Raw genomic sequence first — 13,563 nt, 5'->3', positions numbered from 1 at the left:
GTAAGGGAGGATTTTTCATGAAAGATGCATATGCTTATGTTAGAGTAAGCACAAAAGAACAAAATGAAGATCGACAATTATTGGCAATAAAAGGGTTAAAGATAGATAAAAAAAGGATATTTATAGATAAACAATCTGGTAAAGATTTTGAAAGGCCACAATATCAAAAAATGGTAAAAAAATTTAAAAAAGATGATATTTTATATATTAAAAGTATCGATCGTTTAGGGCGTAATTATGCTGAAATTTTAGAACAATGGCGTATTTTAACAAAAGAAAATTGATATTGTAGTATTAGACATGCCATTATTAGATACACGTCGAGGAAAAGATTTAATGGGAACTTTCTTAAGTGACATTGTCCTACAAGTTTTATCATTTGTAGCTGAAAACGAAAGAACAAATATTAAACAAAGACAAGCCGAAGGAATTGCAGCAGCAAAGGCTAGAGGGGTTAGGTTTGGAAGCCCCCCTAAGCCATTGCCTATAGAATTTCATAATATTTATCAAAAGTGGAAAAATGGGAAAATTACAGGCATTGCTGCTGCGAAAGCGTGTGATATGCCAATGTCAACATTTAGATATAGAGCAGAAGTTTACGAAAAGTCTATATTATAGAAAAAAAGCAAATTTGCAGAAATGTGTAGATTTTTGACACATAAAATACAACTAAATTACGCTTGTGAAAAAGCGTTTAAATATGGAATATTAGACTATTTCGTGTTATTATGTCTTTGTAAGAATAAAAAAGCAATTTTACAGAAACCTACACTATTTTGAAATTGAATTTTTATTTAGACAATTTAGAATGTATACACATATAGTAACAAGAAAACGAGGTGAATGTAATGACAATGTGTCCTTTTTGTGGAACTGTATATGATGAATCAGAATATAGTAGTTGTCCAAATTGTAATGGATAAATAACTTGTGAAAGAGGGATATGAAAGGAGTTAAATAAAATGAAAAAAATGGTTTCAAAGATTTTGGTTATTATGTTGTTAGTATGCCCATTACTAACAGGCTGTAAATCAGATCCCGAATATGATAAGGCAAAAGAACTGTTTGATGCTCAAGTTACGAGAATTGAACTTCAAATTGAAGAAAAAGAAAAAGAAATTAAAAATGCTGAAGAGTTATTAAGTTTTGATAAAGAGGAATTAGATAAATCTACTGAAACTTCTTTAAAAAATACTATTGAAAGTGCAAAAAAAATTGAAATAGATATTCCTAAGATGCCTAGAGAAGTAAAGGATATTAATGAAAAAACAAAGGTACTTGAGGCGATTGATATTACGGAAGAAATTAATGATTTAAAAAGCGCTCAAAAGCTATTAGAAGATAGTAGAAAAAAATATGAATTGCTATTAAATCCTACAAGCGATTTCATAATTGAAAGGTTAAAAAATGTAAAAGATATTGATAAAATTGAAGCAGTCACTGAAGAAAAAGATCCTAATGGTAATTTAAATAAGCCAGGTGGTTACACTACACAAGTATATTTTTCATCACCTTTAGTTAAGGATGAGTATGGTTTATTTACAGGTGATGTGATTGAAGATGGAACTGATTGTGGAGGAAGTGTAGAGGTATATAAAACTGTGTCAGAAGCCAAAAAAAGAAATGACTATTTATCTGCATTCGATGGTGGAATTTTATCTGGTGGAGCACATACTGTATATGGATCAATCATTATACGTACTTCAGGAGAGTTAACTGCATCACAACAAAAAGCATTAGAAGATGCAATATTAAATGCTTTAACAGAATTATGATTTTATAAAACTAGAGGTTAATTGGGAGGAAAAATGTCAGAGAAAAACAAGTTAGATGCAACTACTTTTTGTAAATTATTGGATGAATTTGGTGAAGAAGCTGCAAAACAAACACTAGAAGATGTTAATGAGGGAAGATGTAGTGCAGATACTTTAGAAAAGTATTTGTATACTGATGAAACAAAAGATGAGTATTCTGCTAGATTAAAAAAGGAATATGAGGATTTTGAGTAAGTGAACAATTTATAGATTTTGACTTTGGGCTTTAGGTAATTTGTTTGACTTAAAGCCTTTATTCATTAAGAATTAATCTTTATCGGTCATTTTAATATTAGTAAATAGAAATTTTAATGAGCATATTACATATATAATATAAAAACGTATAGAATTATAATGCTTTTGCGACCGTTAGCTTATATAGTCAATACAATTGAGAGAAAAGTATAGTATAAATAGTAAAAATATATGTAATTAGTGAATAAATATGTTTGACATTAAGTAATACTATCCGAGTGGGAGTAGTCTGAGACGTGCTGGCAACCCTTATTTATAAGGTTTTCAGTGCGTTTTATTTCTATTGCATTTTTATTGTATAATTTTCTAAAGTTTCAATATTTAGCTTGATATATCCGTTTTTTTTTGTTATCAATTAATAATGGTTGGTTATGATTGTTGAATAGTTACAAATTTAAGTGTATAATGTTATCAATCAATAAATATCATATGTATTGTGCAACGAATTTAAATTTATCAGTTAATATATATTGGCGGAACTAAGGAGGTGGTAGCAATGGAAATGGATGGATTGTTAGTAGATTATGATGGTGAAAAAAATGTTGTTATGTATCAAGGGCTAAAAGAATATCCAATAGGTGGAATGATTGCTGAATATGCGAGATTGCGCCCTACTGATTTAAAGGAGATTATTTTGTCATATTCAAGGATAGACGAGAAAACTTCTGAGACTGGATTGTCTGAATTTTTCCCATGGTTTGTTCAAGAGTTAGAAGATAGATTTGGAACAGTGACTGCATTAATAGTTACTTTTGAATTTATGGATTTGGTTACAGATACATTCAAAATGGATCAAGGAGATTTAGATACTATATTTAAGGAAATTGAAAAAGAAGATAGGGTTGGACAATTTATCTTTGAAGATAGCGGATATTATGAAACGGGTAATTCAACTAATAAACAACTTTTGTTATCTGCCTATTATTGGTGGGCAGATTGTTTTGTTGCATTTAAACACAGTTTTCTTATTTTGGTAAGCAAAAAAGAATATGAAGCAAATCAAGTAGATGTGTTTTTGTCGATGTTTAGTGAAAATATAGATTTCCAACATATAGATTTTAAAATAGCAAACTTCGAAGGGAAGTTTCATTCAATATATACAATCAAATCATCAATGTCATTGATATTATTTGAAACAGCACATTGTCTAGATAAAAATGTAAAATTTATAAAATGTGCTAATTGTGGTGAATATTTCGTTCCTGAAGGGCGTATTGATATGATTTATTGTGGATATCCATCACCACAAGATAAAAGTAAAATTTGTAAGGATATAGGGGCTCAAGTTACACGAGCTAATAAAGAAAAAAATGATTTAGCAACTAAAGAATATCGTCGAATTTATATGAAATACAAGATGATTACATTAAGGCACCCTGAAAATAGAGAAGCCAAAAAAAATTTTGAAAAGCTTACATCGGAAGTTAAAAATATGAGAAAAAAGATGAAGAATGGAACTATCACAACAGAAAAATTTTTAGAATGGCTTAAAAATTTCGATACTAGAGCTTAAATTTTAATAGAATATAGAATTCTTAATAGAAAGAGGAAGGTGTAAATATGTTAAATAAAGACAATTATATTTTAAATTCATTAAGTGACTTAGATTTATCTCCGACTATGGAGAAAAATGCAAGAGATAAATATATAGCATTGTGTAAGTATTTAAGTGAAAAAGGACTTGATTCAGATTTTCAACCACAAGGTTCATTTTTAATTGGAACTACAATAAAACCATATAGAGATGGCAAAAACCAAGATTATGATTTAGATGTATTAGCTATTTTGAAGAGAAATAAAGATGAGACAAACGCTGAAAGAGTAAAAAATGATGTAGGAGATCTTATTAAAGAAAGCGGAATATATTCCGATAAACTCAAAAAAGAAGATAGTAATTGTTGGACACTAGAATATGCAGAAGTATCTAATGGAATAGGATTTTCATTGGATGTGGTACCAGCAGTTGATGAAATTGATGATATTAAAAATGTGATAATCCTTTCAGGTGTTGACATTTCTAAAGTAAAAAAAACCGTTGCGATTACTGAAAAAAAGGATATTTATGAGTGGTTAACTAGCAATCCTTTAGGTTTTGGTGATTGGTTTTTAGATATTAGTAATAGGCATTTAACAAGTGATATGAAGGTTGAACAGTTTAAAAGTATACCTTTTGATATTAGAATGGAATTTGCTAGTGTTGAAGAAATACCAACATATTACTATCGATCTAACTTGCAAAGAGCTGTACAATTTATCAAGAGACATAGGGATATTTATTATGATCGAAGCAATTTGCGTGACGATAAACCATCTTCTATTTTAATATCAGCTTTGGTTGCAGACTGTGTAAAAGAAAAATGGTTTTTATCAGTATCAGAAATTATTAAATCTTTTGTTGTTGGCTACAAAAATAAATCAATATCTATAATGCAAAATGGCAAAGTTTTAAATCCTGTAGATTTAAGAGAAAACTTTGTTGAAAAATATACAATCAAAAGATTGAGACTTATGGAAGATTGGATTGAAGTATTGAGTAATTTTATCTATATTGAAGACGATAGAAAATTTAAACAGATAATACATAATGATATTAATACTAATATATTTGCGGATTCTTTTGATACACCAAAGAAAATCATTGAACCGACAAAACCATGGATGAAATAAGATGAATGAAAAATTATTCAATGAAATACAGGTTTTACTAGAGGAACAACCATTGCTAAAAATGTTAGAGAATGAGAAAGAATACATTCTTGAAGGGATATATAAATATACCTTAGAATTCAATGGTTGTATTGCTCAAGGAAACAGAAAAGTAAGATTTATTGTTTTGAAAAATTTTCCAATTAACGTACCTAAGTTTTATGTGTTTGACTATCCTAATGATATGGAACATATATATACTGATGGTAGTGTTTGTTTGGCAACAATAGGCGAAATGATTTATTTCCTAAATAAAAATGCATCTTTAATAGCATTTATAGATAAATTTGTAAACTCTTTTATATTTACTTTGGATTGGTTTGAGAAATATAAAACTTATCCATTTGGAGATAGAAATCATGGTTATAAAGGGCTATTGGATTATTATTTGAATGATCTAAATTTAACAGTAGATCAATATAAAGAAATGGTTTTTATGATTTATGATAATAAGTATAGAGGTCATTCACAATGCTTTTGTGGTTCTAAGAAAAAACTAAGAAATTGTCATGGTAATTACATTTTACCAATTATACAAAATGAAAATTATAAAAATATGTTTTTGAATGAAGCTTATATGATATTGACGGAGGATGGTAAAAATGTCAACAAATAATCCACAAGATAAATATATGAAGGTGTCTAAAAAGTTTGTAATTGCTCAAGATTTTTTAGGTTTCATAACCTTAGTATTGGCTATTTTTCAAGGAATAACATTAGTTATACCAGGAAAAATATTTTTGACAATATCAGGAATTATTTTGGTTATGGAATATATAGCTTCATATTTAAGTTCTGTTTATTTTGATAAAGCTCATGTCATACGAGAGATAGGTCTTTTGGATAATAGTTTTTCTGAAAAAAGAATACCAAATTATGATAGTGAAACATATTACAACAATGGTTCAATTATAGATGGATATATAAAGTTACTAGCAAATATTCATGAAAATGCTCTATTTACATCTAATGTTTCTGCGAGAATGTCTATACCTTATTTTGTTGTTTCTGCCATTGCTTTTGTTATTCTTTTAGTTCAATTATTCTTGTATGGAATGGATGATTATTCATCAATATTACTAAATTTTATAGTCTCAAGTAGTTTTTTTAATCGAGCTATCAAAATAAACTCTTTAAAAAATTCTACTGAAATTATATATGATAAGGCAAATGAGCTTTGTAACTTATATGAAAATAATCCAACAGAGACTAAACTTTTGTTACCTAGAATATTGGAACTTATTTTACAATATGAGAATACCATATATGAATCGAAGCTTATCTTAAACGAAAAAATATTTAATAAGCTAAATTATTCATTAAGTATGGAGTGGAATAAGATTAGAGATAGTTATTTACTTTATAGTAACAAAAATGAGTGATTTATTGTCACTATCTCTTTGCTCATAGTTTTTTCTAATTTAGTAAAGCTCGTTCATATCAGATTTTATGGGAATCGAATTTTTTCAAAAAGTCTCTAGTATCTGGTAATTTGGAGTAAATATTTTTGAGTTTTTGTTATTTTTGAGATACCATTCTGCTACCATTAGCTTGTATAGTCAATATAATTAAGAAAAAATATGATAAAAATATCCAAACATTACATTATTTGTGAACAAATATGTTTGATATTAAGTAATACTATCCGAGTGGGAATAGTAACAATTTAGCTTTATATCTAAAAATCGTCGTTTAATATGACGATTTTTTTTATTCTATTGTTGTACAAATCACCTTTTAAATAAAAAATAATCTATGAAGCAACAGAAAAATTTTATATATGCAACTTCATTAGATTATGAAATCATGTCAGAAATATGTAATTCTACTCATAGTAGGTGTGATTTTTTAGCATATAAATTATAATGATTGAAAGGAGGGATATTATGGATCAAGAAAAAATTGGAAAGTTTATTGCAAAGTGTAGAAAAGAGCAAGGCTTAACGCAAGCACAATTAGCCGAAATGCTAGGTATTACGTATAAAGCGGTAAGCAAGTGGGAGAGTGGAAAAGGACTGCCTGATCCATCAAGGATGATTGATTTATGTAATATACTAAAAATCACTGTTAACGACTTATTGAGTGGTGAAAAAATAGAAGAAAAAAACTATGTAAATAAAGTGGATGATAATTTAATTGAGTTACAAAAACAAAAACAAGCAATGAACATGGCAGTAAGGATATGCTATTTATTATAGCAATCATATTATTCATTTGTAATTTCCTTAATGTGATACTATATGGTATTGAAGAAGCAACAAAAAAACCAGAATTCTTCATCATGGTATCAATCGCACTTATTTGGCTTTTTGTATACACATATATAATAAACAAGGTAGATAGTAAAAGAAATATGGGATATGTTATTGCTATATTTGTCATTGGTGTGATTGTTGTTTTATTGGTTCCTCTGTTTTTTACGATATTATTATAAGCTGAAGGAGGATATTAGAAATGAAGATAAAAAAATTATGGAGTTTCCTTTTGATTATCGCAATAAGTTTTTATTTAGTTCCCCTTATGATAAAAGATACTGGAATTGGCATGTTAGTCTTGTTAGTGGTTTTACCCATCATAAGTTTTATATGTTCCATGATTTATGGAATGGGAAATACATTTCATCCATTATTTTCTCTATGTGTAGTATTACTATATATTCCCACAGTCTTTTTATATTATAATAGTAGTGCGATGATTTATGCTTTGATATATGGGTTATTAAGTTTAACTGGGCTTTATATTGGCACATTGGTTTCAAGAAAGTATGGTAAAACTGATGATGGAAAAAGAGAAGATTATAGAAAAAAGAGTGAAGGTATTTTGTAAAATAGAAATGAATCAGCAAGTTATGTTTGAGAAACAATACCTTGATAAATGTTTATAAAGGTATAAATGCTTTAAATTTGAAAGATACTAAATCGAGCTTACATGGTTTTTAAGCGGGGATTAGATTTCTTTGAAACAAAAAAACGAAATTTTCAGAAAATTTTTCTATACGTCAAAACTGAATAGTGGTAAAATATACCTGTTCAAAACGAACGAGGAGGTTTGTTATGATTAAAATAGGTATCGTAGGTTATGGAAACTTGGGACGAGGCGTAGAATGCGCTGTTTCAAAAAGCAATGATATGGAACTTGTCGGTGTGTTCTCCAGAAGAAATCCTGAAACGGTAAAGACACACACAAATGTCCCAGTTTATGAAATGAAAAAAGTATATGACATGAAAGATCAAATTGATGTATTAGTGTTATGTGGAGGTAGTGCAAATGATCTGCCAAAACAAACTGCTGAACTAGCAGAACACTTCAACGTCATTGACAGTTTTGATACACATGCGAAAATTCCAGAACACTTTGAAGATGTTAACAAAGCAAGTGTGAATGGAAAACATATCAGCATTATTTCTGTAGGATGGGATCCAGGTTTATTCTCATTAAATCGATTATATGGTCAGGCAATTTTACCAAATGGCAATGATTATACATTCTGGGGAAAAGGCGTTAGCCAGGGACACTCTGATGCTATTCGCCGTATTGAAGGTGTAAAAGATGCTAGACAATATACAATTCCTGTGGAAGTTTCATTAGAAAGTGTACGTAATGGTGAAAATCCAGATTTAACAACCAGACAAAAACATACACGTGAATGCTTTGTTGTGGCAGAAGAAGGCGCTGATTTAGAAAGAATTGAAAATGAAATCAAAACAATGCCTAATTATTTTTCAGATTATGATACAACGGTTCACTTTATCAGTGAAGAAGAATTGATGAGAGATCATAAAGGCATTCCACATGGTGGTATTGTATTCAGAACTGGTACAACAGGTTTTGATAATGAAAATAAACACGTCATGGAATATAAATTAACATTAGATTCCAACCCTGAATTCACATCCAGTGTGTTGGTCGCATTCGCTAGAGCGGCATATCGTCTAGCATCAGAAGGACAATATGGTTGTAAAACTATTTTTGATATTGCTCCAGCTTACCTGCATCCAGCAACAGGAGAAGAATTACGAAAAAATTTATTATAACAAGAAAAGGCGAAATGCCTTTTTCTTTTTAAAAGACACAATGCATTGCAATTTCATAGAATTTCCATATAATTAAATGCAGAAGAAAGAAGGAATGATCACATGAAACGCATAGTCACAGGGATATTGGCCCATGTTGATGCTGGAAAAACAACACTGAGTGAAAGCATGCTGTATTTATCTGGCAATATACGAAAACCGGGAAGAGTGGATCATGGTGATGCATTTCTCGATTATAATGAATTAGAGAAAAGTCGTGGAATCACGATATATCTAAAACAAGCGATCATGAATTGGAAAGATTGTGAATTTACACTGGTAGATACCCCGGGTCATGTTGACTTCTCTACAGAGATGGAACGTACGCTGCCAATATTAGATTATGCAATTCTGCTAATCAATGGAATGGATGGCGTACAGGCACATACACAGACTATTTGGAAACTGTTACAGCATTACCACATCCCTGCTTTCATATTCGTTAATAAGATGGATGCTGCCTATGCAGATGTACAAACACTAATGGATAATATCAAAGAAAAACTTAGCGGAAATTGTGTGGATTTTACACATAAAAATGAGGAATTTTATGAAAATATCGCATTATGCGAAGAATCACTTTTAGAAAATTACATGGAAACAGGAGATATTTCCACAGAAAACATCGCAGAATCCATATCAAAAAGGTTCATCTTCCCCTGCTTTTTTGGCTCTGCATTAAAAATGGAGGGCATAGAAGAACTGTTGGAAGGAATGCGTACATATACAATGGAGAAACAATATCCGCAAGAATTCGGCGCTAAAATCTATAAAATCAGCCATGATGAGCAGGGAAATCAATTGACGCATATGAAGATCACCGGTGGTATATTAAAGTCTAAAACAAAATTAAAAGAAGATGAAAAAGTCGATCAGATTCGTTTGTATTCGGGAAATAAATATGAAATGCTCCAAGAGATTGAAGCAGGAAGAATATGTGCCATCAAAGGATTAAAAAGCTTTTTACCGGGGGATGGCATTGGCATAGAAGAACATTTTCAACAGCCGGTATTAATGTCCTATATGAATTATCGCATAGTGCCACCAGTTGGTTATGATCAACATCTATTATTGAAACAGATGAATCAACTGGCTAAGGAAGATCCCCAGCTGCATGTTACATATACAAAACAAACGGATGAAATCCGTGTTGCATTGATGGGCGAAATCCAGATTGACGTATTAAGAAAACAGATATCAGATCGATATGGTGTAGAAGTAGCCTTTGATAAAGGCAGTGTGATCTATAAAGAAACGATTACAGAACCGATAGAAGGTGTAGGTCACTTTGAACCACTTCGACATTATGCAGAAGTACATGTATTGCTGGAACCTTTACCAAGAGGCAGCGGTCTGCAATTTGCTACAGACTGTCCACAAGATCAATTATCTGGACAATTTCAACGATTGATACTGACACATTTAGAAGAAATAGAACATCCGGGTGTACTGGGTGGCTTTCCTATCACAGATATTAAAATAACCCTGATTGGAGGAAAATCCCATAACAAACATACGGAAGGCGGTGATTTCCGTCAGGCGACCTATCGTGCAGTACGTCAAGGATTGAAAAAAACAACCTCTATTCTATTAGAACCATACTACGAATTTCAACTGGATATTCCAAATGAGTATATTAGTAAAGCGATTTTTGATATCGAAACCATGCATGGTACATTTGAAATCAAAGACGCAACAGATACAAACAGTATAATATGTGGAAAAGCACCAGTTTCCATGATGCAGGACTATCAACAAAAAGTGACAGCATATACCAAGGGAAAAGGCAAGTTGATATGTAGTTTAAAAGACTATGAGCCTTGTGAGAACCAGGAAGAAATATTAGCTCAGATTGGATATGATAGTGAAACAGATTTAGAACATCCAACCGGATCTATTTTCTGTTCGCAAGGTGCTGGATATTATGTACCATGGAATGAAGTGAAAAAACATATGCATGTAAAATACTGCTGGAAACCAGAAGAACCCAAAGCGATAATACAAAAACAAAAAAATTATCAGCCAGGAATAGATATGGATACAGAACTAGAAAAAATATTTGTGCAAACATATGGAACCAGCAAAAAAAGATATACACCAGCAATGGAAAAGAAAGAAATTATAACAGAACCTAAAATATCAATTATAAAAAAACCACAATGTATTCTTGTGGATGGATATAATGTGATACATGCCTGGCCTGAATTAGAAGAATTAGCAATGCAGAATTTGGATGCAGCACGAACAAAACTAATCAATGCCATGTGTAACTATCAAGGATACAAAAACTGCCTGTTGATTCTTGTTTTTGATGCCTATAAAGTACAAGAAGGTGTTGGATCAATGAACCAATATCATAATATCTATGTTGTTTATACACGGAAAGCACAGACAGCGGATATGTATATTGAACGAGCTACACATAAAATGGCGAATGAATATCAGGTTAGTGTAGTCACATCAGATGCTATGGAACAATTGATTGTGATAGGTCAGGGTGCTGGAAGAATGTCATCAAGAGAATTAAAATTAGAATTAGAACGTATTGAAAAACTTGAGATGAGCAGTTATGAACATACACAGAAAAAATATCGTACATATCTGTTAGAAGATGTAAAAAAATATATGGATGAAGAAAGCAGTGAGGATTAGTTATACATTACATAACAAACCTTGCTGTTTTTTTGTGAAAAAGGCATTATGAGGTGATTAAGCTATGATATGTGTTAAAATAAAAGAAAGAGGTGATATTATTATGCGTATGAGTTGGGATAAAATAATGAGTGAAAAAAGAATTCCAGATAAAGAAAAAAACGAAGCTAACCGCTTCCGCAGTGAAATAGAAAGTGATTATCATAGAATTATAAGAAGTGCTTCCTTTCGTCGTTTACAAGATAAAACACAAGTATTTCCCCTTGACCAAAGCGATTTTGTAAGAACCAGACTGACACATTCACTAGAAGTGTCATCTTTGGCGAAATTGATGGGGAAGCAGGTATGTCAGAAAATTTCAGAAATGAATCTTGAAAGTGAAGAAGAATTACCAGACGTACAAAAAGCTATGGAGATTTTGAATTGTGCAGGATTATTACATGATATCGGAAATCCGCCATTTGGACATTTTGGGGAAACTGCAATACGAAACTGGTTTAAAAAAAATCTGAATATCAAACAATTTCATGGCAAGCCATTAACAGATGTTTTGGATGAACAACAGATATTAGATTTATATAATTTTGAAGGCAATGCGCAGGCATTACGAATAATCACAAAGCTACACAGACTGATAGGACCAAATGGGTTACACTTGACATCTTCGGTAATGGATACAATCATTAAATATCCAGTAAATTCTATTGAAAAAACGCAGGCAGAAAATAATGCAAACAGAACGCTGCTACAAAAGAAAATTGGATACTTCCAAAGTGAAGAAAATCTGTTTCAAAAAATCAAAGAAAATACAGGAACAGGAATAAGCAGAAATCCATTATGTTTTATATTAGAAGCAGCAGATGATTTAGCTTATACATTTGCAGATTTAGAAGATGGATATAATAAAGGAATGTATTCATATGATGATTTATTACAGGTTATACAATCAGCTGAGGATTCATATGGTGCAGAATTATTGATGAAACTTCTAAAAGATGCGAAAGAATTAGAAGATAGTGATGATGATCCATATAAAGCTGCGGTATTTGGATGGCTGACAAAAAAACAATTATTTTGTGTATCTCAGATTACTATGGCATTTATTGAACATTATGAAGAAATCATGACAGGACAATTTACACAAGAATTAATCACAACAGGAAGTCAGGGCGCACTGATTAATAATCTGAAAAAATTCGCATTTGAGCGAATATATAATCATTCTTCCATTCTTCGTATAGAATTGATGGGGAATGAAGTGATTACTTTTTTATTAGATCGTTTTGTGGATGCTTTAATTTCATATGATAGTACTGAAGATATTAGTGAGATACAAATGAAATATATCCAGCTAATGTCTAAAAATTATTTGGATAACTACCATGAAGAATGCAAAAGTGGATTAAGTGATAATCAAAAATTATATCGCAGACTTTTATTGGCTACAGATTTTGTGTGTGGAATGACAGACAGCTATGCAAAACAGTTATATAGAGAATTAAATGGAATGGGATGAATGTGATGATTCATCTCTTTTTATGATAAAGCAAATTAAAAAAATTATATCGTTATAAGAGATTCAGATAATAGATGAATTTATATTAGGATGATATGTATTTTATAAGAAATTATGTTATGATAATACATGAGGTGTATTTAAGGATGAAATTATTGTTGATTGTAGCAAATGATGAATTTATTGATGAAATAACATCTGCGCTGATTCAGGGTGGCTTTACTGCAACAGAAGTTGCAAGCACAGGTGAATTTGTTAGATATGGTGAAACTATTTTATTGCTTGGAGTTGAAGAAAATCAAGTTGAACAAGTGATTGATAAATTGCGTAATGCAAGCCGCCATCATAATAAAGATAAAAATTTACCGTTTTTTGGCAAGGTTTTAATCTATCAAATTGCGTTAGATGAGTATGCAAAGATTATTGGAATGGGTGCCAGTTAGTTTTGTAAATCGTCTAAAGGCCTTTTATTAAGGGAGATTTAAGGCTTAAGAAAAAAATAAATAAAAAAATTAAAAAAAAGAAAAAAAGTTGTTGACAGATATAA

The 13,563-nt window shown here is 30.7% G+C and carries 12 protein-coding genes and 1 pseudogene; all 13 read left to right on the top strand.

The window, feature by feature from the left end; all coding sequences use genetic code 11:
• The first annotated feature begins 17 nt into the window (after positions 1–17).
• The 13 genes and pseudogenes from DW114_RS08175 to DW114_RS08110 all read left to right on the top strand — a co-directional run bounded on the left by DW114_RS08175 (position 18) and on the right by DW114_RS08110 (position 13,459).
• Positions 18–618: pseudogene (locus tag DW114_RS08175) on the top strand (recombinase family protein).
• A gap of 344 nt (positions 619–962) precedes the next feature.
• A complete protein-coding gene (locus DW114_RS08170) occupies positions 963–1,775 on the top strand; it encodes a hypothetical protein (protein WP_207732771.1) in 813 nt (270 codons plus the stop codon).
• A gap of 33 nt (positions 1,776–1,808) precedes the next feature.
• Entirely contained in the window at positions 1,809–2,009 is a 201-nt protein-coding gene (locus DW114_RS08165) for a hypothetical protein (protein ID WP_117453284.1), read from the top strand.
• Between the two features lie 556 nt (positions 2,010–2,565).
• A complete protein-coding gene (locus DW114_RS08160) occupies positions 2,566–3,582 on the top strand; it encodes a DUF6076 domain-containing protein (protein WP_117453283.1) in 1,017 nt (338 codons plus the stop codon).
• 47 nt (positions 3,583–3,629) lie between these two features.
• Positions 3,630–4,736: a nucleotidyltransferase gene (locus DW114_RS08155; RefSeq protein ID WP_117453282.1), complete on the top strand. Its 1,107-nt coding sequence runs from the start codon at positions 3,630–3,632 to the stop codon at positions 4,734–4,736.
• A gap of 1 nt (position 4,737) precedes the next feature.
• Entirely contained in the window at positions 4,738–5,391 is a 654-nt protein-coding gene (locus DW114_RS08150; protein ID WP_117453281.1) for a hypothetical protein, read from the top strand.
• Positions 5,378–6,157: a hypothetical protein gene (locus DW114_RS08145; protein ID WP_117453280.1), complete on the top strand. Its 780-nt coding sequence runs from the start codon at positions 5,378–5,380 to the stop codon at positions 6,155–6,157. Before DW114_RS08150 ends, DW114_RS08145 begins: the two co-directional genes overlap by 14 nt.
• Positions 6,158–6,661: 504 nt before the next feature.
• Complete coding sequence (locus DW114_RS08140) at positions 6,662–6,973, top strand: helix-turn-helix domain-containing protein (RefSeq protein ID WP_117453279.1); 312 nt, start codon at positions 6,662–6,664, stop codon at positions 6,971–6,973.
• 256 nt (positions 6,974–7,229) lie between these two features.
• A complete protein-coding gene (locus tag DW114_RS08130) occupies positions 7,230–7,601 on the top strand; it encodes a hypothetical protein (RefSeq protein ID WP_187426191.1) in 372 nt (123 codons plus the stop codon).
• Between the two features lie 227 nt (positions 7,602–7,828).
• Positions 7,829–8,809, top strand: coding sequence for a diaminopimelate dehydrogenase (locus tag DW114_RS08125; protein ID WP_117453277.1), 981 nt, complete (start codon positions 7,829–7,831; stop codon positions 8,807–8,809).
• A gap of 102 nt (positions 8,810–8,911) precedes the next feature.
• On the top strand, positions 8,912–11,500 hold the full coding sequence (locus tag DW114_RS08120; protein ID WP_117453276.1) for a translation factor GTPase family protein: 2,589 nt from the start codon (positions 8,912–8,914) through the stop codon (positions 11,498–11,500).
• Between the two features lie 64 nt (positions 11,501–11,564).
• The gene (locus DW114_RS08115) at positions 11,565–13,016 is read left to right on the top strand and encodes a deoxyguanosinetriphosphate triphosphohydrolase (RefSeq protein ID WP_233509439.1); all 1,452 of its coding nucleotides are present in this window, start codon (positions 11,565–11,567) and stop codon (positions 13,014–13,016) included.
• Between the two features lie 146 nt (positions 13,017–13,162).
• On the top strand, positions 13,163–13,459 hold the full coding sequence (locus tag DW114_RS08110) for a cyclic-di-AMP receptor (protein ID WP_158552220.1): 297 nt from the start codon (positions 13,163–13,165) through the stop codon (positions 13,457–13,459).
• Positions 13,460–13,563: the final 104 nt, after the last annotated feature.

The sequence above is a fragment of the Absiella sp. AM09-50 genome (assembly GCF_003433845.1).
In the GTDB taxonomy this organism is placed as follows: Bacteria; Bacillota_I; Bacilli_A; order Erysipelotrichales; family Erysipelotrichaceae; genus Hoskinsella; species Hoskinsella hominis.
The sequence above is the reverse complement of the archived record's forward strand: the minus strand, read 5'-3'. Positions and strand labels throughout refer to the sequence as shown.

Bases quoted from the DNA above. Each gene is read 5' to 3' on its own strand.
- DW114_RS08170 (WP_207732771.1), top strand. From the start codon at position 963: ATGAAAAAAATGGTTTCAAAGATTTTGGTTATTATGTTGTTAGTATGC.
- DW114_RS08165 (WP_117453284.1), top strand. From the start codon at position 1,809: ATGTCAGAGAAAAACAAGTTAGATGCAACTACTTTTTGTAAATTATTG.
- DW114_RS08160 (WP_117453283.1), top strand. From the start codon at position 2,566: ATGGAAATGGATGGATTGTTAGTAGATTATGATGGTGAAAAAAATGTT.
- DW114_RS08155 (WP_117453282.1), top strand. From the start codon at position 3,630: ATGTTAAATAAAGACAATTATATTTTAAATTCATTAAGTGACTTAGAT.
- DW114_RS08150 (WP_117453281.1), top strand. From the start codon at position 4,738: ATGAATGAAAAATTATTCAATGAAATACAGGTTTTACTAGAGGAACAA.
- DW114_RS08145 (WP_117453280.1), top strand. From the start codon at position 5,378: ATGTCAACAAATAATCCACAAGATAAATATATGAAGGTGTCTAAAAAG.
- DW114_RS08140 (WP_117453279.1), top strand. From the start codon at position 6,662: ATGGATCAAGAAAAAATTGGAAAGTTTATTGCAAAGTGTAGAAAAGAG.
- DW114_RS08130 (WP_187426191.1), top strand. From the start codon at position 7,230: ATGAAGATAAAAAAATTATGGAGTTTCCTTTTGATTATCGCAATAAGT.
- DW114_RS08125 (WP_117453277.1), top strand. From the start codon at position 7,829: ATGATTAAAATAGGTATCGTAGGTTATGGAAACTTGGGACGAGGCGTA.
- DW114_RS08120 (WP_117453276.1), top strand. From the start codon at position 8,912: ATGAAACGCATAGTCACAGGGATATTGGCCCATGTTGATGCTGGAAAA.
- DW114_RS08115 (WP_233509439.1), top strand. From the start codon at position 11,565: ATGATATGTGTTAAAATAAAAGAAAGAGGTGATATTATTATGCGTATG.
- DW114_RS08110 (WP_158552220.1), top strand. From the start codon at position 13,163: ATGAAATTATTGTTGATTGTAGCAAATGATGAATTTATTGATGAAATA.